The 24,375-nt window shown below is 53.4% G+C and carries 22 protein-coding genes; 9 read left to right on the top strand and 13 right to left on the bottom strand.

Going from position 1 to position 24,375, the window contains the following annotated elements; translation table 11 throughout:
* Nucleotides 1-25 precede the first annotated feature (25 nt).
* Nucleotides 26-1,450, bottom strand: coding sequence for a tetratricopeptide repeat protein (locus tag VMF88_14140; protein ID HTY12197.1), 1,425 nt, complete (start codon nucleotides 1,448-1,450; stop codon nucleotides 26-28).
* A 189-nt stretch (nucleotides 1,451-1,639) separates the two neighbouring features.
* Here VMF88_14140 and VMF88_14145 point away from each other — a divergent pair, with 189 nt between their 5' ends.
* The 7 genes from VMF88_14145 to VMF88_14175 all read left to right on the top strand — a co-directional run bounded on the left by VMF88_14145 (nucleotide 1,640) and on the right by VMF88_14175 (nucleotide 9,268).
* Entirely contained in the window at nucleotides 1,640-2,356 is a 717-nt protein-coding gene (locus VMF88_14145) for a YggS family pyridoxal phosphate-dependent enzyme (protein HTY12198.1), read from the top strand.
* Nucleotides 2,357-2,367: 11 nt separating this feature from the next.
* The gene (locus VMF88_14150) at nucleotides 2,368-2,895 is read left to right on the top strand and encodes a DivIVA domain-containing protein (protein HTY12199.1); all 528 of its coding nucleotides are present in this window, start codon (nucleotides 2,368-2,370) and stop codon (nucleotides 2,893-2,895) included.
* Between the two features lie 80 nt (nucleotides 2,896-2,975).
* Complete coding sequence (locus tag VMF88_14155) at nucleotides 2,976-3,803, top strand: purine-nucleoside phosphorylase (protein HTY12200.1); 828 nt, start codon at nucleotides 2,976-2,978, stop codon at nucleotides 3,801-3,803.
* A gap of 83 nt (nucleotides 3,804-3,886) precedes the next feature.
* Nucleotides 3,887-7,048, top strand: coding sequence for an isoleucine--tRNA ligase (ileS, locus tag VMF88_14160; protein ID HTY12201.1), 3,162 nt, complete (start codon nucleotides 3,887-3,889; stop codon nucleotides 7,046-7,048).
* 47 nt (nucleotides 7,049-7,095) lie between these two features.
* On the top strand, nucleotides 7,096-7,620 hold the full coding sequence (locus tag VMF88_14165; protein HTY12202.1) for a TraR/DksA C4-type zinc finger protein: 525 nt from the start codon (nucleotides 7,096-7,098) through the stop codon (nucleotides 7,618-7,620).
* A gap of 33 nt (nucleotides 7,621-7,653) precedes the next feature.
* Entirely contained in the window at nucleotides 7,654-8,265 is a 612-nt protein-coding gene (gene lspA, locus VMF88_14170) for a signal peptidase II (protein HTY12203.1), read from the top strand.
* A 46-nt stretch (nucleotides 8,266-8,311) separates the two neighbouring features.
* A complete protein-coding gene (locus tag VMF88_14175; GenBank protein HTY12204.1) occupies nucleotides 8,312-9,268 on the top strand; it encodes an RluA family pseudouridine synthase in 957 nt (318 codons plus the stop codon).
* A 59-nt stretch (nucleotides 9,269-9,327) separates the two neighbouring features.
* On the opposite strand, the gene mreC is transcribed toward VMF88_14175, so the two are convergent.
* From mreC to VMF88_14235, 12 genes are all read right to left on the bottom strand, one after another.
* Entirely contained in the window at nucleotides 9,328-10,167 is an 840-nt protein-coding gene (gene mreC / locus VMF88_14180; GenBank protein HTY12205.1) for a rod shape-determining protein MreC, read from the bottom strand.
* Between the two features lie 57 nt (nucleotides 10,168-10,224).
* Nucleotides 10,225-11,250, bottom strand: a complete 1,026-nt coding sequence (locus tag VMF88_14185) for a rod shape-determining protein (protein ID HTY12206.1) — start codon at nucleotides 11,248-11,250, stop codon at nucleotides 10,225-10,227.
* A gap of 103 nt (nucleotides 11,251-11,353) precedes the next feature.
* The gene (gene purH, locus VMF88_14190; GenBank protein ID HTY12207.1) at nucleotides 11,354-12,895 is read right to left on the bottom strand and encodes a bifunctional phosphoribosylaminoimidazolecarboxamide formyltransferase/IMP cyclohydrolase; all 1,542 of its coding nucleotides are present in this window, start codon (nucleotides 12,893-12,895) and stop codon (nucleotides 11,354-11,356) included.
* 14 nt (nucleotides 12,896-12,909) lie between these two features.
* Nucleotides 12,910-13,530, bottom strand: coding sequence for a phosphoribosylglycinamide formyltransferase (gene purN / locus VMF88_14195; protein ID HTY12208.1), 621 nt, complete (start codon nucleotides 13,528-13,530; stop codon nucleotides 12,910-12,912).
* Between the two features lie 110 nt (nucleotides 13,531-13,640).
* A complete protein-coding gene (locus tag VMF88_14200; protein HTY12209.1) occupies nucleotides 13,641-14,195 on the bottom strand; it encodes a superoxide dismutase family protein in 555 nt (184 codons plus the stop codon).
* A 350-nt stretch (nucleotides 14,196-14,545) separates the two neighbouring features.
* The gene (locus tag VMF88_14205) at nucleotides 14,546-15,490 is read right to left on the bottom strand and encodes an LD-carboxypeptidase (GenBank protein HTY12210.1); all 945 of its coding nucleotides are present in this window, start codon (nucleotides 15,488-15,490) and stop codon (nucleotides 14,546-14,548) included.
* Between the two features lie 134 nt (nucleotides 15,491-15,624).
* A complete protein-coding gene (gene nuoF, locus VMF88_14210) occupies nucleotides 15,625-16,893 on the bottom strand; it encodes an NADH-quinone oxidoreductase subunit NuoF (protein ID HTY12211.1) in 1,269 nt (422 codons plus the stop codon).
* 37 nt (nucleotides 16,894-16,930) lie between these two features.
* Nucleotides 16,931-17,395 (bottom strand): NAD(P)H-dependent oxidoreductase subunit E, encoded by a 465-nt coding sequence (locus tag VMF88_14215; GenBank protein HTY12212.1) that lies wholly within the window; start codon nucleotides 17,393-17,395, stop codon nucleotides 16,931-16,933.
* 42 nt (nucleotides 17,396-17,437) lie between these two features.
* Nucleotides 17,438-18,694 (bottom strand): NADH dehydrogenase (quinone) subunit D, encoded by a 1,257-nt coding sequence (gene nuoD / locus VMF88_14220; protein ID HTY12213.1) that lies wholly within the window; start codon nucleotides 18,692-18,694, stop codon nucleotides 17,438-17,440.
* An 11-nt stretch (nucleotides 18,695-18,705) separates the two neighbouring features.
* On the bottom strand, nucleotides 18,706-19,188 hold the full coding sequence (locus tag VMF88_14225; protein HTY12214.1) for an NADH-quinone oxidoreductase subunit C: 483 nt from the start codon (nucleotides 19,186-19,188) through the stop codon (nucleotides 18,706-18,708).
* A gap of 96 nt (nucleotides 19,189-19,284) precedes the next feature.
* Nucleotides 19,285-19,815, bottom strand: coding sequence for an NADH-quinone oxidoreductase subunit NuoB (nuoB, locus tag VMF88_14230; protein ID HTY12215.1), 531 nt, complete (start codon nucleotides 19,813-19,815; stop codon nucleotides 19,285-19,287).
* The gene (locus VMF88_14235; GenBank protein ID HTY12216.1) at nucleotides 19,806-20,162 is read right to left on the bottom strand and encodes an NADH-quinone oxidoreductase subunit A; all 357 of its coding nucleotides are present in this window, start codon (nucleotides 20,160-20,162) and stop codon (nucleotides 19,806-19,808) included. Before VMF88_14235 ends, nuoB begins: the two co-directional genes overlap by 10 nt.
* A gap of 641 nt (nucleotides 20,163-20,803) precedes the next feature.
* On the opposite strand from VMF88_14235, the gene VMF88_14240 reads away from it, so the two are divergent.
* Both VMF88_14240 and hisB read left to right on the top strand, forming a co-directional pair.
* Nucleotides 20,804-23,542, top strand: coding sequence for a vitamin B12-dependent ribonucleotide reductase (locus VMF88_14240; protein ID HTY12217.1), 2,739 nt, complete (start codon nucleotides 20,804-20,806; stop codon nucleotides 23,540-23,542).
* A gap of 159 nt (nucleotides 23,543-23,701) precedes the next feature.
* The gene (gene hisB, locus VMF88_14245) at nucleotides 23,702-24,286 is read left to right on the top strand and encodes an imidazoleglycerol-phosphate dehydratase HisB (protein HTY12218.1); all 585 of its coding nucleotides are present in this window, start codon (nucleotides 23,702-23,704) and stop codon (nucleotides 24,284-24,286) included.
* The last annotated feature ends 89 nt before the right edge of the window (nucleotides 24,287-24,375 follow it).

Consider the following 24,375-nt stretch of genomic DNA (forward strand, 5'->3'; position numbering starts at 1 on the left):
GTCGACCGCACCGTATGGAAAATGCTCACCGCTGAAGCAGCGAAGAAAACTCTTTTATCGACTTGACCCCCAGGAACTCGGTCTCGAATCTCTTGCGAAGGTCGCTGTGCAGCGCGAATGCAGATTTCAGCGAGTCGACGGCATCCAGCATCCGCTTCATCACGAAGAGGACCTTTGCGCGGGTGTAGTACGCTTCCGCAAACTGCTGGTTGATCTCTATGCAGCGGTTCAGCGCCTTTAACGCTTCCTTCAGATATCCAAGCTCGAACAAGGTATCGCCGTAATCGAACCATGCCTCGTAATTCTTCTTATCCAGTTGAACGACCATCTTGTAGCCGATAAGGCATTCCCTGTATTTTCCCAAATTGTATTCGACATCGGCCTTTGCATACCATAGTTCCGGGTAGTCGCGGCAGATCTCCAGTGCCCGGTTATAGTCCTGGAGGGCTTTCTTGTACTGCTCGAGCGTGTCGTAGCAGCTTCCTCGTCCGAAGAACGACTCGTAATGCTCGTTGTCGTATTTGATCGCTTGCGTAAAACACTTGATCGCTTCCGTATAATTTCCTAGCTCCTCGTACGCGTTCCCCATATTGTGCCACGCCGGAACGTCCTTCGATTCATACCGGAGCGTCTGGGAGTAGCATTCGATCGCCTCGTGGAATTTTCCCATGTTGGCGAAGGCGTTTCCTTTGTTGTACCAGGCGGCACCGAAATCATCCTTGATGGCGATGCACATGTCATAGCTGTCGATCGACCTGGTGAAGTCCCCCATCCGGTTCAGGACGATCCCGCGGTTGTACCATGCGTTATAGTTGTACGGATCTAGGTTGAGATGTTCGTCGTAACACTTCAGGGATTCTTCGAGCCGGTCCATGAAGTCGTAGCAGAATCCGAGCTCGAAGAGCGCGTCCTTGTTCTCTTTGTTTTCCTTCAGCAGGAACTCGAATATTTCGGCGGCATCCCTGTATTTTTCTATCTTCTCCAGCGTCACTGCTTTGTTGAAGAGCGCTTCTTCGCTCCCCGGTTCGATCGCCAGCGCTTTCTCAAAGCTCTCGAGGGCTTCATCGACTTTATTGGCATTGTCAAGGGTGATCCCGAGATTGATATAGATCTCGCCTTCGTTCGGGTTGAGACGGATCGCGTGCTCATAGCAGTCGATCGCTTCATCATACCGGTACATATTGTTCAGGATCATGCCGCGGCGTACCCATGCGTCGGAGCTGTACGGCACGAACTCGATCAGCTGGTCGGCAAAATGAAGAGCTTCGTCGAACTTTTCCTGTTCAAAATAGAAGTCGACGATCTCTTCCAGCGCTTCGATTGTTCTGATCCCATTTCCCCCCTTTTTCAGGATATCCTTATAGCGCTCGATCTCCTCATTTCTGTCGTTGCGCCGAGGGGGCTGGCTTCCTAACTCATCGTCGAAGTTGTCGGACTCCAAATGAGACATATGGTCTACGATTGGTTGGCGGTGTGATGCTTGCTTGAATAAAACAAAAAAGCCGTTGGAAGTCAATAGCGGCAGGGCAACCCGTATGAATGTAAGGGGAGTTCGATATGCAGTTAAACTGGAAAGGTAAACGAGGTGCAGTTAGGCCCTCTTCCTTATTGTTTTTGAAGCAATAATGAGCTATATTTAATGTTCAAGCCGCAAATGATCGCTGAAAACGTTAAAAATATACAGGAAAGGATCAAAAAATCCTGTATCGCGGCAGGAAGAGATCCGGACTCCGTCGCGTTGATCGCAGTCTCCAAGACGTTCGGGTTTCAGGAGATTGAGGAGGTCGTCAAGACCGGACTTCTTGACATCGGCGAGAACTATGTCCAGGAGGTCAAAGAGAAGCGGCTGAAGGTGACAAACCCGGAGGTCCGCTGGCATTTCCTCGGCCACCTCCAGTCGAACAAAGTAAAGTTCATCGCCGATTGGATTCACATGATCCATTCGGTCGACAGCGAAAGCGTTGCAGCCGAGATCCAAAGAAGGGGGGCTGGCATCGGCCGCACGATCGACGTTTTGATTGAGGTGAATACGTCGGGAGAGCATTCGAAATTCGGCGTAGCGCCGAATGCTGCGATCGATCTGATAAGGAAAATTTCAACGCAGCCGAACATCAGGGTGCAGGGATTGATGACGATCGGCGCTTTCATGCCGGACCCGGAACAATCCCGCGCGTCGTTTCGGATGCTGAGAACAGTGTTTGATGAGATTAATTCCTCCCGCATTCTTCATGAGCCGCTGAAGCATCTTTCGATGGGAATGACGCACGACTTCACGGTAGCAATTGAGGAAGGCTCGACGATGGTGCGCATCGGCACCGCGATTTTCGGGACAAGGCCAAAACCAAACGTTCACTGAAGGAGGCATCGATGAAACTCACACCTCTTGACATCAAGAAGCAGGAGTTCAAGAAAGTTCTTCGCGGGTACGATCCGGTTGAGGTAGATTCGTTTCTGGACATGATGTCGAACGAGTTTGCGGAATTACTGCGGCAGACGAAGGAGATGAACACGCAGCTCGTCGAGTTCGAGACCCAACTTCGCGATTACCGGCAGATGGAGAAAACCCTCCAGCAGACGCTGATGCAGGCTCAGGAGGCAAGCGGACGGTCGATCGAGAATTCCCGCAAAGAGGGGCAGCTGATCATTCAGGAGGCTGAGCTGAAAGCCAACCAGCTTCTCGACCGGGCGCGCATCGACCTTTCCAGAACGAAAGAAGAGATCTCAACCCTCCGCTCAAAGAAGGAGTCGATCGTCAGCCGCCTGAAAGTGCTGCTGAATTCCGAGATCGAACTTATTAAGGCGCTCGAAGTGGACGATGATGAGCTGACAAAGGATTTGTCGCGGGGAACGGGAAAAGACTCGATCGAAATCGATGAGATTATTAAAAAGCTCTAGTCAGCGTTCAGAAGACAGTAAGCAATGAACGGATACGATGCGGTCATCGCAGATCGGCAACGGTAAATCGAAACTACGGAATGTCTCCCCTGCGGAAGCAAATTGATGAGGCGTTGAGTTTTTTACGGACGAAGACCTCGGCGTCGCCGTCGATCGGAATCATCCTCGGCACCGGGCTCGGCGGACTGGCAAAGGAGATCAACGCCGATCTCGTGATCGATTACGGAGATATTCCGCATTTTCCTCTGTCGACGGTCGAATCCCATCACGGCAAGTTGATCTTCGGAACGCTTGGCGGAAAGAGCGTGGTCGCGATGCAGGGGCGCTTTCATTATTATGAAGGCTACACGATGCAGCAGATCACGTTCCCCGTCAGAGTGATGAAATTCCTGGGCGTGAATACGCTGCTGGTCTCCAACGCAGCGGGGGGAATGAATCCGCTTTTTGTCCGCGGCGATATCATGCTGATCACCGACCACATCAACTTGCTCGGCGATAACCCGCTGATCGGTCCGAACGACGAACAACTCGGCCCGCGATTCCCGGACATGTCCGAACCGTATTCGAAAGAGCTGATTGCGCTGGCGGAACGCATTGCGCGGGAGCTGAAGATCAAAGTGCAGAAAGGAGTGTTCATCGCGGTTCCCGGTCCGAACCTTGAAACGCGCGCCGAATACCGTTTCCTTCGCGGCGCCGGCGGGGATGTGGTCGGAATGTCGACGGTGCCGGAATGCATTGTCGCCGTGCACATGTCGATGCGCGTCCTTGGGTTTTCCATCATTACCGACGAGTGTTTCCCTGATTCGCTGGCGCCGGCAAAGCTGGACGAGATCGTCGCGACAGCAATGGCCGCCGAGCCGAAGCTGACGGCGATTATGAAAGAGGTGGTAAGAACAATTAAGAATTAAAAACGAAGAATGAAAAGTTGATGCTGGACAATGGCGTGTCCTACCATTCTTGATTATGGATTCTTCATTATTGATTATTCTTCATGTTTAAAGAGCTGACCGACAAAATAAGTTATTCGAGCGTTGAAAAAGAGATCCTTGCGTTCTGGGAAAAGGAAAAGATCTTCGAGCAGAGCATTACTTCGCGCGAAGGGAAACCCCAGTTCACTTTTTATGAGGGCCCGCCGACGGCAAACGGCCGTCCCGGAATTCATCACGTCATGGCCCGCTCGCTGAAAGATATCGTCTGCCGCTACAAGACGATGCGCGGATTCCGGGTTCCTCGGAAAGCAGGCTGGGATACTCACGGTCTTCCCGTCGAGATCGAAGTTGAAAAGATGCTCGGCATCAAACACAAGGACGATATTCTTGCCTACGGTGTCGAGAAGTTCAACGAGGAGTGCAAAAAATCGGTCTGGAAATACAAGACCGAATGGGAATCGATGACCCGCACCATGGGATACTGGGTCGATCTTTCCGACCCGTACATCACGTTCACCAACGAGTATATGGAATCGGTCTGGTGGGCGCTCAAACGGTATTTCGACGGGGGGATGATCTACAAAGGTTACAAGATCCAGCCGTATTGCCCCCGCTGTGAAACGCCCCTCTCGTCGCATGAAGTCGCGCTGGGATACAAGGACGTAAAAGATCCGAGCGTGTACGTCAAAATGAAAGTGAAAGGGGAGACGAACACCTACTTCCTCGTGTGGACGACCACGCCATGGACGCTCATTTCCAACGTTGCCCTGGCGGTCCATCCGGAGGTTGAATACGTCAAAGTTGAGTTAATGACCGGCGAAGAGCATGCGCTCGCCGGGACCGGAGATTTTCTTATCCTCGCAAAGGCCCGGCTCGGCGTGTTGAAGGAAAAGTATAGCATTGTTGCGGAGTTCACCGGCAAGAAGCTGACCGGAAAAGAATACGAACGTCTCTTCAATTATCATCAACCAAAAGAAAAAGGATGGTACGTTGTCGAGGCCGATTTCGTCACGACTGAAGACGGTTCAGGGATCGTTCACATGGCCCCTGCGTACGGCGAAGACGACTATCAGATAGGACGGAAGTACGGATTACCGACGATCCACCCCGTCAATAAATCAGGCGAGTTCGACGAAACGGTCACCGACTATAAAGGAAAATTTGTCAAGGATGCCGATGCGGAGATAATACAGGATTTAAGGATGCGTAACATTCTGTACAAGAAGGAAGCGTATCTTCACAGTTATCCGCACTGCTGGCGCTGTTCGTCGCCGCTTTTGTATTACGCGCGCGACTCGTGGTACATCAGCACAACGACGTATGCGCCGCGAATGATCGAGCTGAACAAACAGATCAACTGGATTCCCGCAGAGACCGGCTCGGGCCGGTTCGGGAACTGGCTGGAAGAAAACAAGGATTGGGCGTTGTCCCGCGATCGTTATTGGGGGACGCCGCTGCCGATCTGGGTCTGCGAGAAATGCGGTCATCAGAAATGTATCGGCAGCATCGAGGAATTAAAGCAAGGGAAAAATTTCCCCCAGCCGGTCGATCTCCATAAACCGTCGGTCGACCCCGTCACCTTCGCGTGCGAAAAATGCGGCGGCACCATGAAGCGGACGCCGGAGCTGATCGACGTCTGGTTCGACTCGGGAGCCATGCCGTTTGCGCAATGGCATTATCCGTTCGAGAACAAGGACATTTTCGAGAAGGCGTATCCGGCGGATTTCATTTCAGAAGGGATCGACCAGACACGCGGCTGGTTTTACACGCTTCATTCGATCGGCACGTTCCTTTTCGACAAGCCGGCGTTCAAAAATTGCCTGGTCAACGACCTCATCCTCGACAAGCAGGGGCAGAAAATGTCCAAGTCGAAGGGGAACACCGTCAACCCGTTTGACTTGATCGAGAAATATGGCGCCGATGCGACGCGCTGGTACTTGGTGGCGAACAGTCCCGTCTGGCGGCCGACGCTGTTCGACGAGGATGGAATCGCGGAAGTTCAGAGGAAGTTCTTCAGCACGCTGGTCAATACGTATTCATTTTTCGCCCTATATGCGAATATTGACAAGTTCACATATAGCGAAGCCCGCATCCCGGTCCGGGAACGGGCGGAGATCGATCGCTGGATCCTTTCGTCGCTCAACACGCTCGTCGGGTCGTACGGCCGGTTCATGGACGAGTACGACATCATGAAATCGGCGCGGGCAGTGAGCGATTTCACAATAGATCAGCTTTCCAACTGGTATGTTCGAAGGAACCGCCGCCGGTTTTGGAAGAGTGAGAAAGGAAAAGACAAGACCGCTGCGTATCAAACGTTGTATGAATGCCTGGTCGCCGTGACGCAGATGATGGCGCCGTTCGCCCCGTTTCTGGCGGATGAACTCTACCGGGGGCTGAATTCGGTCACAAAACGGGAACCATTCCAATCGGTTCATCTTTCGACGTTTCAACGTGTCGAAGATGAGGCGATCGACCGGGAACTTGAAGAGCGGATGGAAAGGGCAATGCGCATTGTCGGAATCGTCCGCGCGATGAGGATGAAGTCGAACCTCAAGGTGCGGCAGCCTCTCAAGAAAATCATCGTGCCGATTTCCAACGAAGAGCAGAAGCGATCCATTATGAAGATGGAGAGCGTGATCCTGGAAGAGATCAACGTGAAGTCCATCGAATTCGTCCATGATGAATCGGACATCGTGCTCAAGAAAGCCAAACCGAACTTCAGGTCGCTGGGACAAAAATACGGCAAGCAGGTGCAGGCCGTCGCAGCGAAGGTCCGTGAAATGACGTCGCAGGAGATCACGACGCTCCAGAAGGCCGGCACGTTTGCCCTCCCTGTCAACGGCAGTACGTTCTCCATCACGAACGAAGATATCGAGGTGATGCACGAAGACCTCCACGGATGGCTCGTCGAGGCCGACGGCGGATTGACGGTTGCCCTCGATACGGAAATTACCCCGGACCTGAGGAACGAGGGGTTTGCCCGCGAATTCGTCAACCGGGTCCAGAATATGAGGAAGGACGCCGGTTTTGACGTGACCGACAGGATTTCGATCTATTATCGCGGAACGGAACTTTTGAACCGGGCGTTGGAAGCAATGCACGACTACATCGCCCGTGAAACGCTGGCAATCAACATTATTTCCACATTGCATGCCGGAGAGATATCGGCGAAAGAGAACGTGAACGGCGAAGAATGCGATATCAGCATCGAACGGGCGAGATAAGATACGTAGGAAATTAATTCATCTTCCATCCATTCTGAGGAACATTCATGGCAAAAGCAGTTGCTGGAAAGAAAAAAATAGTCGGAGTTAAAAAAGGAGCAGGAAGCCTGGCGGCGAAAGCGAAACGAAAGAAAGTCGCGCCGAAGGCGGCCGACAAGAATATGGCGAAAGCGGCTCCGGAGAAGCGTCCCGTGAAGGTGAAAGGGTACGGTGTCAAGGACCTGGAGAACTTCAAAGTGATCATCATGGAAAAGAGGAAGGAGATCCTCGAAGAGCTTCAGATCCTGAAAGAGAGCATGATGGACGTGACAACGGGAGAGTACGCGAACGAGAACTCGACTTACTCCATGCATATGGAGCAGGGGACCGATGCGATGGAGAGAGAAAAGACGTTCTTGTTCGCTTCAAGGGAAGGGAAATTCCTGAACTATCTCGAAGATGCTCTTAAACGGATCGAAAAAGGGACGTACGGATTCTGTACCGATTGCGGAAAGCTGATCGAAAAAGAACGGCTGGAAGCGGTGCCGCACGCGCAACTTTGTATCCGTTGTAAAGTAAAAAAGGGTAGGTAAGGTATTTTACGATAATCTTCGAGACAATGTAACGTGAGAATACTGTATGTGACGCTGTTTGTCGTTCTTGGAGACCAGGCGACAAAATTATTCATCAAGGGCTTTTCCATCCCCGCGCTCGGGATCCACGTCCAGGGAGTGCCGATCGGGTCGACGATTCCGGTGCTCGGAAATTTCGGACGGCTGACCTACATCGAAAACCCCGGCATGGCATTCGGGATCGATGTCGGCGGAAAATTATTCTTCTCCCTCTTTTCCGTCATTGCCAGTATCGGCATTTTGGTCTATCTCTATAAAATGAGGAACGAACGCCTGCTTTTTCGTTTTTCGCTCGCTCTCATTCTCGGCGGAGCCATCGGCAACCTCATCGACCGCGTTTTTTACGGGGTGCTGTTCAACGACGGCGGACTGTTCTACGGCAAGGTTGTCGATTTCATCGACATCGACTTCTTCAACGTGACGATCTTCGGGTACCATCTTTCGCGATGGCCTATCTTTAACATCGCCGACTCTGCCGTAACGATCGGCGTTTTGATCTTGCTGATCTTCCATCGAAAGTTTGTCATCGAAGACGAAGAAGCTGCGAAACCGTCGCTGGAGACGGCGGCTGCCTCTCCCGAGACTCCCCCCAAAATCGGCTCGTGATCCCTTCCGATTCTTTTGCTGGATGCCGCGAAAAGCCGGACCTACAATGAAAACCAGATTTGATATCGTCGTCCCTGCCGGACAAAAGAAAGAGCGGCTCGACGTCTATTTGACGACGCATGTCGAAAATGCAACGCGGAATAAGGTCCAGGAAGCCATCCGAGGCGGGGAGGTTCTCGTCAACGGAAAAAACGTGAAGGCCAGCCATGCGATCGCTCCGGGCGAGGTCATTCACGTCGAGCTCTCAAGGCCGGAACCGCCGGAAGTCCTCCCCGAAAACATCCCCCTCGATGTCGTGTATGAGGACGAGTACCTGATGGTCGTGAACAAGCCGGCTGGCATGGTGACGCATCCTGCCTACAAACATTATTCCGGAACGCTCGTCAATGCTCTGCTCTATCATTCCAATTTCCTTTCACGGCCGCATCCGATGCGCCCCGGCATCGTCCACCGGCTGGATAAAGATACGTCGGGGCTTCTGGTCGTCGCAAAGGATGAGACAACGCACCAGAAACTTTCGCGGCAATTTGCCAATAAGACCACCGAGCGGGAATATCGGGCGATCGTGTGGGGGGTGTTCAAAAATGAGGAAGGAATCGTCGAGGCTCCGCTCGGCCGGAGCAAGAGCGACAGGAAAAAAGTGGCGGTGACAAAGGAGGGGAAACATGCCGTCACCGAATACGAGGTCATGGAACAGTTCGCCTATCTAGCGCTTCTCCGGCTGCATCTCCGCACCGGACGCACTCATCAGATCCGCGTCCATCTCGCCCACATTCACCATCCGGTCTTCGGAGACGAGACCTACGGCGGCCGTAATGACGCGTTTGGGGGGCTGGATGGGAAGAAGAAAGCTGAGGCGGCGAACCTGCTCGAGAAAATTTCACGGCAGGCGCTGCACGCAAAGCAGCTGGGGTTCGTTCATCCGGTGTCAAAGGAATTTTTGCGTTTCGATTCCGAGCTGCCGGATGATATGAAGCGGGTGCTTGAATTTTTGGAGAAGTGACCCCGGCTCTGTCCTCCGGACGCCCCTCTTCCTCAGGGAGAGGGGAATGCATTCCCCCTTCACTTTTGAGACTTCTCTTCGAGGCGGGCCTTTTCGATATCGGGGACAAAATTCACCACAAACGCCTCTTCCAGTTTCACGAAATCAACGGCGGGGACGACCTCCACACGTTTGAATAAGCTCCCCGGGATTTCCGTCACCGTCCCTACGACCCCGATCTTAATGTTCGGCGGGAAGACGTTGCTGTACTCCGACGTGACGATGGCGTCGCCCGGGCGCACGTCGAGCGATTTGGCGATGTTCTTCAGCATCACCGACCTTCCGTCCCATGCGATAATTCCGTCTACGCGGCTTCGCTGAACTTTCGCGCTTGCCCTGAAATCGGCGTTAAGCATCGCCTGGCCCACCGCATAGCTCCCGCTGACCGCGATCACTCTTCCGACCAGCCCTTCGCCGGTCACGATCGGCATCCCGACCGCAACGCCGTCGTTTTCTCCGACGTTCATCGTCAGCGTATTGCGGAGGAGGTTGAGGTTTTTCGCCACCACCTTCCCCGCGATGAGTTTCGTCGTGGAAGTTTCCTTGAGCGCGATCATGGAACGAAGGCGCATGTTTTCGAGACGCGCTTCCCGAAGCTGGTTCACCTCGTCGGCAAGGTTGACGTTCATTCTCCGCAGCATCTCGTTCTCGCGCTCTATCTCGAACACGTTTGGGACGACCGAGACCGTGCTCTGGAACGCGCCGACCATACCGACCGCCAACGAGCGGATGCGCCTCACTTGTTCGTTGTCATTTTGGGTGAGAAGGGCGATGGAAAGGAGTACGAGGATGGAAAAAATGATGTACTCTTTAAAAAGGTAGTACAGTTGGTAGAGGCGCTGCATTTTTTCAATGATCAATCAGCAATGAACGCAGACGCGAAAGCCCGTCACCGTTCATTGTTGATCGTTAATTGTTTAATATCGCCGGTTTTTGATCAGCACTTTCGCGTAGTGGTTCAGGTTCTCGAGCACCTTTCCTGTACCGCGAACGACGGCAGTCAGCGGGTCTTCGGCAACGTGCACCGGCAGATTTGTTTCGAGCCGCAACCGCTCATCCAACCCTTTGAGAAGCGCGCCGCCGCCGGAGAGCATGATACCCCGGTCGAGAATGTCCGACGAGAGTTCGGGGGGCGTCCGCTCGAGCGTCAGTTTCACTGCGTCGACGATCTGCTGGATGCATTCGTTCAGCGATTCCCGTATTTCTACCGAGCTGGCTTCGGTCGTTTTCGGAATGCCGTTCACCAGGTCGCGCCCCTTCACCTGAATTCCGACCTCTTCCTTCATCGGCATCACCGAGCCGACCTCGCATTTGATCGCCTCGGCCGTCCGCTCGCCGATCAGGATGTTGTGGTTCTTTTTGAAGAACTGGATGATAGCGGAATTCATTTCGTCGCCGGCGATGCGGATCGACTCCTCGTTCACGATTCCCGACAACGCGATGACCGCGATTTCCGTCGTGCCGCCGCCGATATCCACCACCATATTGCCGACCGGATTATCCACATCGAGTCCGACGCCGATCGCCGCCGCCATCGGTTCCGCGATCAGATGAACTTCCTTCGCTCCCGCATGTTCAGCGGAGTCGCGCACGGCCCGCTTTTCCACTTCGGTGACGCCGCTCGGCACGCAGATGACGATGCGCCGGCTCGGCAGCCAGTTGGCGTGGATTTTTTTGATGAACTCGCGCAGCATTCCCTCCGCGATCTCAAAATCGGCGATCACTCCGTCTTTCATCGGACGGATGGTGCGGATGTCGCGGTGCGTTCGTCCGAGCATTTCGCGCGCTTCATTTCCGATGGCAACGATTTTCTTTGTGTTGCGGTCAAAGGCGACGATCGAAGGCTCGTTCAGAACGATGCCTTTGCCCTTCATGTGAATAAGCGTATTGGCAGTACCGAGATCGATGGCGAGGTCTGCTGAAAATACGGAGAGAATTCCCATTGGTGTTAACGTTTTAAGGTTGAACAGAATGTCTTAAGAAAATACAAAATTCTACCCGCAAAATCTTCAAAAAATGCGGCGGCGAACCCTTCAGGACAGATTTTCAGTGTTTGAAATGCCGGATGCCCGTAAAGACCATCGCAATATTATTCTCGTTCGCGGCTTTGATCACTTCCTCGTCCCTCACGGAGCCTCCCGGCTGGATGACCGCCGTCGCCCCTGCTTTTACGGCCTCGATCAGCCCGTCGGCGAACGGGAAATAGGCGTCGGAAGCGACGACCGTACGATCCACCGATAACCCCGCTTCCTGTGCTTTTCGCACCGCGAGCTTGGAGGAATCGACGCGCGACATCTGCCCCGCTCCGATGCCGATGGTGCAGTCCCTCGTCGCATACACGATCGCGTTGGATTTCACATGCTTGGCGACCTTCCAAGCGAAGAGCATCGCTTCAAGTTCGTCTTCCGTCGGCTTCCGTTCTGTGACTATTTTCACATCGTCCCGCGTGATGCGCGCAGTGTCGGGGGACTGCACGAGAAGACCGTACGTCACGCGGCGAATATCCGGTTCGACGACCGACCTGACGTCCCCGATTTGCTGGATCAGACGCCGGTCTTTTTTCTTCATCAGAAATTCCAGAACATCCGGGGGGAACGACGGGGCGATGATGATCTCCGTAAATATCTGGTTGATCATTTCTGCAGCCGCCATGTCGAGCGGACGATTGACGGCTACGATCCCTCCGAAGGCCGATTTCGAATCGGTAGCGATCGCGCGCTTGTACGCCGCGGCGATCGTCGAACCGCGGCCCACGCCGCACGGGTTCGTGTGTTTGATGATGACCGCCGCAGGTTCGGCGAACTCGGCCAGAAGATTGACCGCGGCGGTCGTGTCGATGATATTATTGTACGAAAGCTCCTTGCCGTGCAGTTTCTTGAAACAATGGTTGAAGTTTCCGTAGAGCGCCGCGTGCTGGTGCGGGTTCTCGCCGTAGCGAAGGTCGAAAACTTTGGTGAGGGAGAGCGTGAACGTGTCGGGAAAGGTCTGCTGGCCGGGCGTTCGCCGCTGGAGATACTCGGCGATCACGGCATCATAATGCGCCGTGTGCTGGAATGCTTCCTTTGCGAGCGTGAAGCATGTTTCTTCGCTGACGGAACCGTTTCGTTCTTTGAGCTCGAGGACCAGCTCCGGATATTTCTTGGGGCTGACAACAACGCACGTGAACCGGTAATTCTTCGCCGCCGAACGGATCATCGCCGGCCCGCCGATATCGATCTGTTCGATTGCTTCTTCCGTCGTCACGCCGTTCCTCTCGATCGTTTCCTTGAACGGATATAAGTTCACAACAACGAGATCGATCGGCTGGATATGAAGGTCGTCCAGTTGTTTTCGGTGGACCGGGTTATCGAGCACGGCAAGCAGTCCTGCATGCACTCCGGGATGCAGCGTTTTTACCCGTCCATCCAAAATTTCCGGGAAGCCCGTGACTTCCGAGACCTGTTTGACGGGAACGTTCGAAGAGGAGAGAAGGGCATGTGTTCCGCCGGTTGAAATTATCTCAACCCCGAGCTGGTGGAGTTCCGATGCGAGTTCGACAATTCCTTCTTTATTGGAAACGCTCAGCAATGCTCTGCGGACTTTTAGCAATGAACTCCTCGATGTCAGTGAAGTATGTGGACCTTGCCGTCGGTGACTGAAATTCTCTTTTGAGCAAAAAGCTCTACGGCGCGGGGAAGTATCCTGTGTTCGATGCGGAGCACTCGCTCAGCAAGGGTCTCCGGAGTATCGTCCGGTGCCACTGGAATTGATTCCTGGAGAACGATGGGGCCGTGATCGAATTGGTCGTCCACGATATGAACGGTCGCGCCGGAGACCGGCGCCCGCTGCGCTATGACAGCTTCATGGACGTGATGCCCGTACATCCCTTGCCCGCCGAACTCCGGCAGCAGCGCAGGATGCACATTGATGACGCAATTCCGGTACCGCCTGATGACCGCCGGGTCGACCTTCTTCATGTAACCGGCGAGGACAATAAAATTGACGCCGCGCGATTCGAGGGCAGAGAGAACCGCCTCTGTGAACGCATCCTTCGATGGAAATTGTTTCTGGCTTAGATGAAGTGCCGGGATATGAAGCGCTTGCGCGAGCGACAACGCACCCGCGTCAGAATTGTTGCTGATCACAACAACAATTTTTGCATCGATATTTTTTTTAACAATTGTTTCGGCCAACGCCTGAAAATTGGAGCCGCGCCCCGAAGCAAACACTGCAATTGATAACAAAGGGAACTATCCGCGCATGAAAATTTTCACTGTGAATGTAATCATTAATGTCTTATTTGTCAACGATTTCCGGGCTTTTCAGCGCTTTCGTTTGATCCATCGTCCCGGCGTTATTTTGCTAATCCAATCACTCCGCATGCAACGCGCGCACCGGCAGCGCCGGTCGGCTGCGTCTTTAGGTCATCTTCTTTTTCGTGGACGACGACGCTCCGGCCAATGATCGAATTCGCACCGGTGAATGATATCTTGGAGTCAACATAATCAAGGTGGGCCTTTCCGTCCGTATCGGCCTCGATGTTGCCGAGATCGCCGGCATGGCGTTCCACGCTTGCCGGGGAGCCGTGCGGCATTTTTGCAGGGTTAAAGTGGCCGCCGGCGGAGGTTCCGTCATCCGCGCTGCAATCGCCGTACTCATGGATGTGAAAACCATGCTTTCCAGGGGTCAATCCTGTGAGATCGGCGATCACGCGGACGCCAGCGGGGACTTCCTGGAACCTGACAATGCCCGAGACCTTGTTCCCCTTGGTCGGATTAATAACGGCTATTGCCTTCATTGCCGTGCGGTCGTTCATGTTCGTATGGTTCATCTGTGCAACGGCGGCGCCGGAACAAAGGTTCAGGGCTAGAACGATTCCCGCGGCGGAGATCAATTTTAGTTTATTCATGGTTCTCCTCGAATAGATAGTGAACTGATATTTGCAGAAAATCCTCTTGAGCTTGGCAATGACCGGATGGGGGGAAGTTCGCGATCTCGCGAACTTCAATGGAAAAATAGCTAATAAAATAGTGACATGCAAAAAGCCCTCCGGCAGGGCGGTGTTACAATTCCGCATTTGAAGCGTTAAGGCAAGGGCTCTCCCGTTATCAATCTCCGATCAGGAACGGCGTGAATATCTTCAGCCGAAAGACAAGTTATCGAAGCCGCTCCCAAACCGAGTTTGGGAGCCGAAGGGGAAATTCTCAATCTGCAACATTCCCTTTGACAGGGATCTTAAATTCCACACTCTGCGGCAGCTTATCCTTTAACAGCCGACTCAAGAAATTTGAAGGAGCCTTGAGTTGCGTCGAGAGACGCTTTGATTCCGATCGGCATCGTTAATTTTCGAGCGACATGCCCGTAGACCAGACCAGTGAGGATAGGCTTTGAAAAAGAGAAGAAATGGTCAGAGATGATCTTATCGGCGGCGAGAAACGGCTTTGAAGGATCGGATGGTTTGATGTCGGTCAATTCTCCCACGACGATGCCTCTTGCTGCTTCAAGGATCCCGGCCAACGCCAATTGGTTGAGCATGCGGTCAAACCGGTACGACTCCTCTCCGATCTCTTCAAAAAATAGGATCGAATTTTTAAAGGAAGGGAGATATGGCGTCCCCGCTATCGAGGCCATGAGGGAGAGGTTGCCGCCGAGCAGGATGCCACGAGCCGTCCCCTTTCCTATGACTTTCATCGGACGAGAATCCGGGTTCCGCACAGCGCCTGTCGCCTTAGCCGACGTAATGATCTGCCAAAAATGTTCTTCGGTAAACGGGTCGATCTCCTTGAACATCTCCACGCCGGCCATCGGTCCCGAAAAGGAAACGAGTCCGGTTTTTTTATACAACGCAAGCTGCAACGCGGTAAGGTCGCTGTAGCCGACAAGGATTTTCGGATTTCTTTTGACGAGACTATAATCGATCAGAGGGAGCAGCCGGGGTGTGCCGTATCCCCCGCGCACGGCGATGATGGCCTTCACTTGTTTATCGGCGAACATGGCGTTGATATCCGATGCCCGCTGGGCGTCGCTGCCGGCAAGGTATCCTCGCACAGCGCGGATATTTTTTCCCAGCTTGACCCGATAGCCAAGGCGTTCGAGATACTCTCCCCCCCTCACGATTTTATCTTCCGAGGTGGGTGCGCTCGCGGGGGCGATAAGGCCGATGAGGTCCCCGCGATTGAGCTTTGCAGGTTTTATCGGCTTCATGGCGTTTTCCCGGCAAAATATTGCTGAACACGAATAAGAGAGATTGCGGTGAACGGGCCGCTGACTGGTGTGTGGCGAGTTGAAGAGAGAGTCGGCATTCAGTCCATCATCGTGAATGCACTGCCTTGATCATTTTAGGAAGCTACAGGAACGGCGGTGTGCGCTGTCTTGGGGACGCGTTTTTCGAATTCATCGCGGAAACGGCGGATCATGCTTTGCACCGGCCATGCCGCCGCGTCGCCGAGCGCGCAGATGGTGTTGCCTTCGATATTGTTCGCGATGTCCATCAGCAGATCGATATCGCCCGATTGAGCGCCGCCGGTTTCGAAGCGCTTCAAAATTTTCCAGAGCCATCCGGTTCCCTCGCGGCACGGAGTGCACTGCCCGCACGACTCGTGGTAATAGAATTTAGCGATGCGGGTGATCACCCGAATCAGGTCGGTATCTTCGTCCATCACGATCATTCCTGCTGTCCCGACCGACGAGCCGGCTGCCTTAAGCGAATCCGCATCCATACGGACCCCTTCGATCGATTCTCCGCGCAGGATCATCGTCGAGGAGCCGCCGGGAATCACCGCTTTGATCTTTTTGTCTCCGGGAATTCCCCCGGCATAACGGTAAATAAGGTCCGTCAGCAATTCTCCCGTCGCGACTTCATAGACGCCCGGTTTGTTCACATGACCGCTGATGCCGACAAGGATCGGTCCCGGATGTTTCGGCACACCGATCTTTGAATACCATTCCCATCCCTTGTTGATAATAAGAGGAACATTGGAAATGGTCTCTACATTATTGATGGTTGTGGGGCATCCCCAAAGGCCGTACTGCGCTGGGAAGGGGGGTTTCACGCGCGGATAGCCGCGCTGTCCCTCCAGCGAGTTCATCAGAGCAGATTCTTCTCCGCAAATATATGCCCCGGCCCCTTTGTGCAGAACGATGTTTGTGGAAAATCCGGAGGCGAGAATATTCTGGCCGACGTAGTTCTTTGCATATGCGGCGTCGAGCGCCTTCTGCAGCATCTTCACCCACTTGCCGTATTCGCCCCGGATGTAGATGTACGCCGTCGTGATTCCCATCGCGTAGCATGCGATCACCGTTCCTTCGATCAGCATGTGAGGATTGGACTCGAAGATCTGCCGGTCCTTAAATGTTCCCGGCTCCGACTCGTCCCCGTTGACGCACAAATATTTCGGTTTGGACGTCTGCTTCGGCATGAAGGTCCATTTCAAGCCGGTGGGGAAACATGCTCCTCCGCGGCCGCGCAAGCTTGATTTTTTAACTTCGTCGGTGACTTCTTCCGGTTTCATCCCGAGCGCTTTTTTCAAAGCGCCGTAGCCCCCGTACGCCTCGTACACCTCAAGGGTATGATAGTTCGGAATGTCGGGGAGGATATATCGGTCCATATTCTATCGAGATCTTATTCGGTTTCCGCAGTTTGTTTCACTTCAACGACGAAAGCAGCTGCTCTGTTTTTTCCGGCGTCAGGTTCTCATAGTACTCCTCGCCGATCGCCAGCATCGGTGCTCCGCCGCAGGCGCCCATGCATTCCACCTCGCTTACGGTCCACTTCCCGTCCGGGGAGGTTTCGCCTGGTTTTATGCCGCATCGATGGTTGATGGCGTCCAGCACCTTGTCAGACCCGCGAAGCATACACGAAACGTTTGTGCAGACCTCGATGTGGTACTTGCCAAGCTTTTTAGAATTGTACATCGAGTAAAAGGTGACGACGCCGAGCACATTCCCGTAGGGAACATTGAGGAGCTTGCCGATGAAGCGCATCATCTCTTCTGAGATCCAGCCTTCCTGTTCCTGCGCGATCCAAAGGATCGGCAGGAGAGCCGCTTGAGATGTCGGATATCGCTTTCGGATCTCTTCGACTTTTTTCAGATTTTCTTCGGTCAACATATGAGAGGAGGTATCAGGTTGTGCTTTCTGGTTCGAACCGGATTATTTATCTGCTTCGCCCATCACCGGGTCAATGCTGCCGATGATTGCCACCACATCGGAGATCATTCTCCCTTTTAACAGCAGCGGGAGCATTTGGAGATTCATGAATGAAGGGGAGCGGATCTTCAGCCGCCACGGATGTCCTTCCCCCTTGCTCTGAATATAGAACCCCAGCTCTCCCTTGGATCCCTCGACGGCATGATAGATCTCTCCGACCGGCGGATTGACGCCGAAGTTGATGATCATGAAGTCGTGGATCAGCTCCTCCATTTTTGTATAGATGCGTTCTTTTTGCGGCAGAACTTTCTTTGGTTCGAACGCATGGACCGATCCCGCAGGAATTTTGTCGAGCGCTTGCTGGATGATCCGCAGGCTTTCCTTCATTTCGTTGATCCGGACATAGTACCGTGCGAGGCAGTCGCCGTCGGGGATGACCGGAACGTCAAAATCAAGCTCGTTGTAGACAAGGTACGGGTTTGAACGGCGGAGGTCATGGTCGACGCCCGAGCCCCGCAAATTCGGCCCGGAGAAACCCATCGCGATCGCCTGTTCACGCGTGATAACGCCGATGCCGTCGGTCCGCTCCACGAAAATTCTATTTCTATTGAGAAGACTTTCGCATTCTGCGAGGTTCGCGGGAAAACGGTTGACGAAATCCTGGATCGTCTCTTTCGTCTCGGCGGTCATATCCTGCGAGATGCCGCCGATGCGGGTGTAGCTGGTCGTAAAACGGGCGCCGGTCAGACTTTCGAAGATGTCGTAGAGTTTCTCCCGTTCCCGGAAGGTCCACATGAATACGGTCACTGCGCCGATGTCAAGCCCGAGGGCGCCCACGGCAAGAAGGTGGGATGAAATGCGCGCGAGTTCCGAAATGATGACACGGATGAACTGCGCGCGCCGCGGAGCCTCGATTCCAAGGAGTTTCTCCACGGCAAGTACATAGGCCGTATTATTCATCAACGGCGAAATGTAGTCGAGGCGGTCCGTATGAGGGATGAACTCATGGTAGCTGCAATTTTCCGCGAGCTTCTCGTATCCCCGGTGCAGGTATCCCAGCTCCGGAACCACCGCTGCCACAGTCTCCCCGTCAAGCTTGATCAGCAGCCGCAGCACGCCGTGGGTTGCGGGATGCTGCGGACCCATGTTGAGGATCATCTCATTCTCGAGCGGGTCGGTGAACTGGGCGCTCGTGTCCTTATCCTCCAGGGCATGGAGAAGCTTGCTCTTCTTACTCTCGGTTTCGTGCCCGCTGATCATGTTCTGTAAATTTACTTTCTGGGTAGTGGGATTGAATCGGGGATGCCCATGAGGGGGAAGTCTTTTCTCAGAGGAAAATACTCAAACTCTTCAGGCATATACATCCTGCGGAGATCGTTATTCCCGTCAAAGACGATCCCGAACATGTCGAATGTTTCGCGCTCCGGCCATCCGGCACCAGGCCATACGGAGGTCACACTCGGCACGTGAAGATCCGTCTCGTCGGTAAAGACTTTAAGGCGCAATCGCTGCTTATGATGAAGAGAATAAAGGTTGTAAACGACTTCAAACCTGTTCTCCGGCGTGTAGGCGTCCGCTCCGCAAAGATCACTCAAATAATCGAATGCGCAGTCCTGGTCGTCCCGGAGAAAGAGACAAACGCTGACAAGTTCCTCCTTCTTAATAGAGAGGGTTGTCTCGTCCCGAAACACCTTTACTCCCAGAATACTCGAGGGAAACCGGCTCTTAATTTTTTCTACAATCGCTGAATCCATGCTCTATACAATAGTGGTAGCCTGATAACCAGGCGCGTAAATCAATGCACAAACTTCACCTCATTTGACTCCTGACATCTGTTTCCTGAATTCTTCCTACACCCCGATCTGCAGCAGCCGTTGTTCCTTCCGTTCTTCGGCAACGGTCATCGGAGTGCTTCTGCTCTCTCCGCGGCCGATCTTTTCCTGGATCATCATGATGGCATGCAGGAGGTTGTCGGGGCGGGGAGGGCATCCGGCGACGTAGACGTCAACAGGAACGAACTGGTCGATTCCCTGGACCACGGAGTACGTCCGGTACATCCCGCCGGTCGAAGTGCAAACTCCCATCGCAATGACCCACTTCGGGTCGGGCATTTGGTCGTAGATTTTCCGGACGACTTTGGCCATCTTGTATGTAGTGGTTCCCGCTACGATCAGCAAATCGCACTGGCGCGGCGAGAAGCGCATCACCTCGGAGCCGAATCGCGACGCATCGAACCGCGGGTCGACGAGCGCCATCATCTCGATGCCGCAGCAGGAGATCCCGAGCGGCATCGGCCAGACAGAATTTTTTCTGCACCAGTTGATGGCCGCGTCAATTCTCGTCGTGATGATACTGTCGCCTAAAGCGTGTTCTAATCCCATTTCAACGCACCCTTCTTCAAGATATACAGATACCCGATCAGCAATGTCGCGATGAAAATCACCATCTCTATATATCCAAACAATCCAAGGGCCCGAAAGTTCACCGCCCATGGATAGAGAAAGATGACCTCGATGTCAAACAAGATAAAGAGGACGGCAACCATGTAGTACTTTACGGAAAATCGTTCACGGGCGGATCGGACCGGCTCCACGCCGCTTTCGTACGTCGAAGTTTTTTCATCGTTCGGGCGATGCGGACCGAGCCACTGGTGTAATTTCAGAAGAACGATGCCGAGGGTCAGCCCTGCCGCCAGCATAAGAATAACGGGAATATACGATGTCATCATAGGGGAAAAGGCGTGTCTTATCTTTATGGATGAAAATTATTAAAAAAATGGGGCAAAGTCAATGAGGGGATCGCGCACACTTTTTCTCTCTGAGTCGCAATAAAGAGAAGTGAGTAATCTTGATAACGGTGTGATTTTTTTTAGAGTAATATTTCTTATCCTGACGTCATGCGAAAAAGTATTACGATATTCCTGTGTGCGTGAAGATGTTTTGAGGTCGGAAAATCCATTGATCGAAATTTATCCCCTGTATTTCCACAAGATTATTTTATTGTTAAGACCTCAACCGATATTCGCGAATTTTTATTTTGAACTTGTATGGTAATGGTCATAACGGCAATAAGTGTATTCGGTCAAACTTCCCGCCGCGCCCAATGAGTAGTGTCAAGCCATATTTTTCTTTCCAATATTATTTCTCATTTTTTACTTGACTTGTATTCGTTAACCGGCTATATTCACAACCAGTTAGCTATTGATTTCCCCCCAGCTATTGTTCATCCGAAAATAAGAGGTTCCCAAGAGTTGAAAATCCCGCTCGTTTACGGCGGGAAGTTAATTATTTGAACGGGGGATGCAACGCTTTTTCCCGGCAGGCAATTCACCTTACATCGATATTATCAAGATCAGAGAGGAAGTTAGAAATGGCAGAAAAAGAAACGGCAGTCGCTGACCAGAAGAGGGGAAGTACGCGCACAGCAGGTGTTGCTGCTTCGGTCGGGCTTTCAGTCCAGCGGTATTTTACGAAGCCGGGTGTTCATCCCTTTGATGAGATCGAATGGGAACTGCGGACAGCTGTCATTTCTAACGAGAAAGGGGAGAAGATCTTCGAGCAAAAGAATGTTGAAATTCCGAAGTCATGGTCGATGACCGCGACCAACGTCGTCGTATCGAAATATTTTCACGGCTTGATCGGCACTCCCGAACGGGAAAGCAGCGTGCGGCAGCTTGTGGACCGTGTGGCGAAAACGACGACCACATGGGGACGCAAAGGGAAATACTTTGCGTCCGAAGAGGATGCCGAGGTCTTCTATCATGAGTTGTCATTCCTGCTTGTCAACCAGTACATGGCATTCAACAGCCCCGTGTGGTTCAATGTTGGCGTCGAAGAAAGGCCGCAGTGTTCGGCGTGCTTCATTAATTCGGTGCAGGATACCATGGATTCGATCCTCGAACTTGCCCGCACCGAAGGGAGACTCTTCAAGTTCGGATCGGGAACGGGTTCCAATCTTTCGACCCTCCGTTCTTCGCGCGAACATCTGTCTGGAGGCGGCACGGCCTCGGGCCCCGTTTCATTTATGAAAGGATTCGATGCGTTTGCCGGCGTCATTAAGTCGGGGGGGAAAACACGCCGTGCGGCAAAGATGGTGATTCTGAATGCGGACCATCCGGACATCGTCGAGTTCATCAATTGCAAGGCGGAGGAGGAGAAGAAAGCGTGGGCGCTGATCGAATCGGGATACGACGGCGGGTTCAACGTGCCGGGCGGAGCGTACGACTCGATCTCATACCAGAATGCGAACCACTCCGTCCGCGTGACCGATGAGTTCATGAAAGCGGCTCTCGAAGATAAAGAGTGGGCGACGAAGGCCGTCCGCGGCGGTAAGACGATGGACACGTTCCGTGCCCGCGACCTGCTGCGGCAGATGGCAGAGGCAGCTTGGCTCTGCGGCGATCCTGGGATGCAGTACGACACGACGGTCAATAACTGGCATACATCATCCGCGACCGCGCGCATCAACTCGTCGAACCCGTGCAGCGAGTACATGTATCTCGACGATTCCGCGTGCAACCTTGCATCGCTCAATCTTATGAAGTTCAGAAAGAACGACGGCGAGTTCGACATCGAGTCGTTCAAGCGCGCCGTCGATATTACCATTACGGCGCAGGAGATCTTTGTCGGCAACGCAAGCTATCCGACCCCGGCGATTGAAAAGAACAGCCACGATTTTCGTCCCCTCGGCCTCGGCTACGCAAACCTCGGCGCATTGCTGATGGCGCGCGGACTCGCCTACGACAGCGACGCCGGCCGTGAGTATGCCGCAGCCGTGACGTCGCTCATGTGCGGAGAAGCGTATAAGCAATCTGCACTCATCGCAAAGGAGATCGGGGCGTTCAGAGGTTTTGCGCCGAATCGCGAGCCGATGCTGAGCGTGATGACCAAGCACAGTCTGTACGCCGACAAGATCAGCGACGGCTACGTTCCGGCCGAATTGCTCTCCGCTTCCGGCGAAGTATGGAAAGAGGCGATCGCCCTCGGCAAAGAATACGGCTATCGCAACGGTCAGGCCACGGTTCTCGCGCCGACGGGAACAATCGGGTTCATGATGGATTGCGACACCACTGGCGTCGAACCCGACATCGCACTCGTGAAATACAAGAAATTGGTCGGCGGCGGACTGATGAAGATCGTCAACCAGACCGTGCCGGAAGCGCTCAGAAAACTCGGCTACGACAGCGAGCAGATCGAACATATCATCAAGTACATCGAAAAGAACGACACCATCGAGGGGGCTCCGTATTTAAAAGAAGATCATCTCCCGGTCTTCGATTGCGCATTCAAGCCTGCTAAAGGAGAACGTTCCATCCAGTATATGGGACATATCAAGATGATGGCGGCGGTCCAGCCCTTCCTGTCGGGTGCGATCTCAAAAACGGTCAACATGCCGAACGAGATAACGCCGGACGAGATCATGCAGGCCTACATCGAGGCATGGAAGCTCGGGTTGAAGGCGATTGCGGTCTACCGTGACGGCTGCAAGCGGACACAACCCCTCAGCACTTCCCTTGAAAAGAGCGACAAGCCGAAAGCCCGTCCGGCCCGCCGGCGGCTTCCCGACGAACGTCAGGCCATTACGCATAAATTCAGCATCGCCGGACACGAAGGCTATATTACGGTCGGTTTGTATGAAGACGACACGCCGGGCGAGGTGTTCATCACGATGTCGAAAGAGGGCTCAACGATCTCCGGCATTATGGATGCCCTGGCGACGTCGGTTTCTCTTGCGCTGCAGTACGGCGTTCCGCTGAAGGTGTTGACGGACAAGTTCACACATATGCGGTTCGAGCCCTCCGGCTTCACGAACAACAAAGACATTCCGATCGCAAAGTCGATTTGCGATTACATCTTCCGCTGGCTCGGCATGAAATTCCTGCCGAAGGAAGAACAGCCCTCCTTGACCGTCGTTGCGGAAACCAAGCCGTTGGAAAAGACCGACGCAAAGCAGGAGTTGAAAAGGGCGTCAGCGATAGAGTCGAACGAAAAAGTCATCTTCCAGACGCAGGCGGATGCCCCACCGTGCTCCGAATGCGGAAGCATTATGATCCGGTCGGGAAGCTGCTACAAATGCCTCCAGTGCGGCTCGACGAGCGGATGTTCTTGACATCGACAGACGACCGGTGAATATGCGAAGAACGCCGATGAATGCTCGTCGGCGTTCTTTGTTGTACCGCCTCCCCTTGAAAATCACCCATTTTTTTTGCATACTGGCTCATGGACGTTCAGACGAACGTCCTTATTTTTTCTTCTAGAAAAGAGCCTTATGCGAAGCGCAACTATCCAACGAAAGACCAAGGAGACGAACATCTCCGTCAGCCTGCGCATCGACGGAAGCGGAAAATACACCGTCTCGACCGGCATCGGATTTCTCGACCACATGATGGAGCTGTTCGCCCGGCACGGGATGTTCGATATTCAATTGAAATGCAAAGGGGATTTGCACGTCGACGATCACCACACAACGGAGGACGTCGCGATCGCGCTCGGCCAGGCGTTCGGCAAGGCGTTAAAGGAACGGGCCGGCATTGCCCGATACGGCTCCTCGTACGTGCCGATGGACGAATCACTGGCGCGCTGTGTCGTCGATCTCGGCGGCCGTTCGGCGCTGGTCTTTAAGGCGGAGTTCAACAGAAAAACTGTCGGCGATCTGTCCACGGAAATGATCAGGCATTTCTTCCAGTCGTTTGCCGAGAATATCAAGGCAAACATCCACGTCGAGGTTCTCTACGGCTCGAACACGCACCATAAGATCGAAGCCATGTTCAAATCCCTCGCCCGCGCACTGCGGGCTGCATGCGAACGAGATGCAAGAGTAAAAGGAGTACTATCCACGAAAGGAAAACTGTGATCAGTGCTCAGTTATCAGTGAACAGTAATCAGCGCAAGTCTTATATTTTTCCGAACTGATAAGCCCTTTTTACTGTTCATTGTTGACCG

The organism is Bacteroidota bacterium (genome assembly GCA_035506275.1).
GTDB lineage: Bacteria > Bacteroidota > Ignavibacteria > UBA10030 > UBA8401 > JAGVPT01.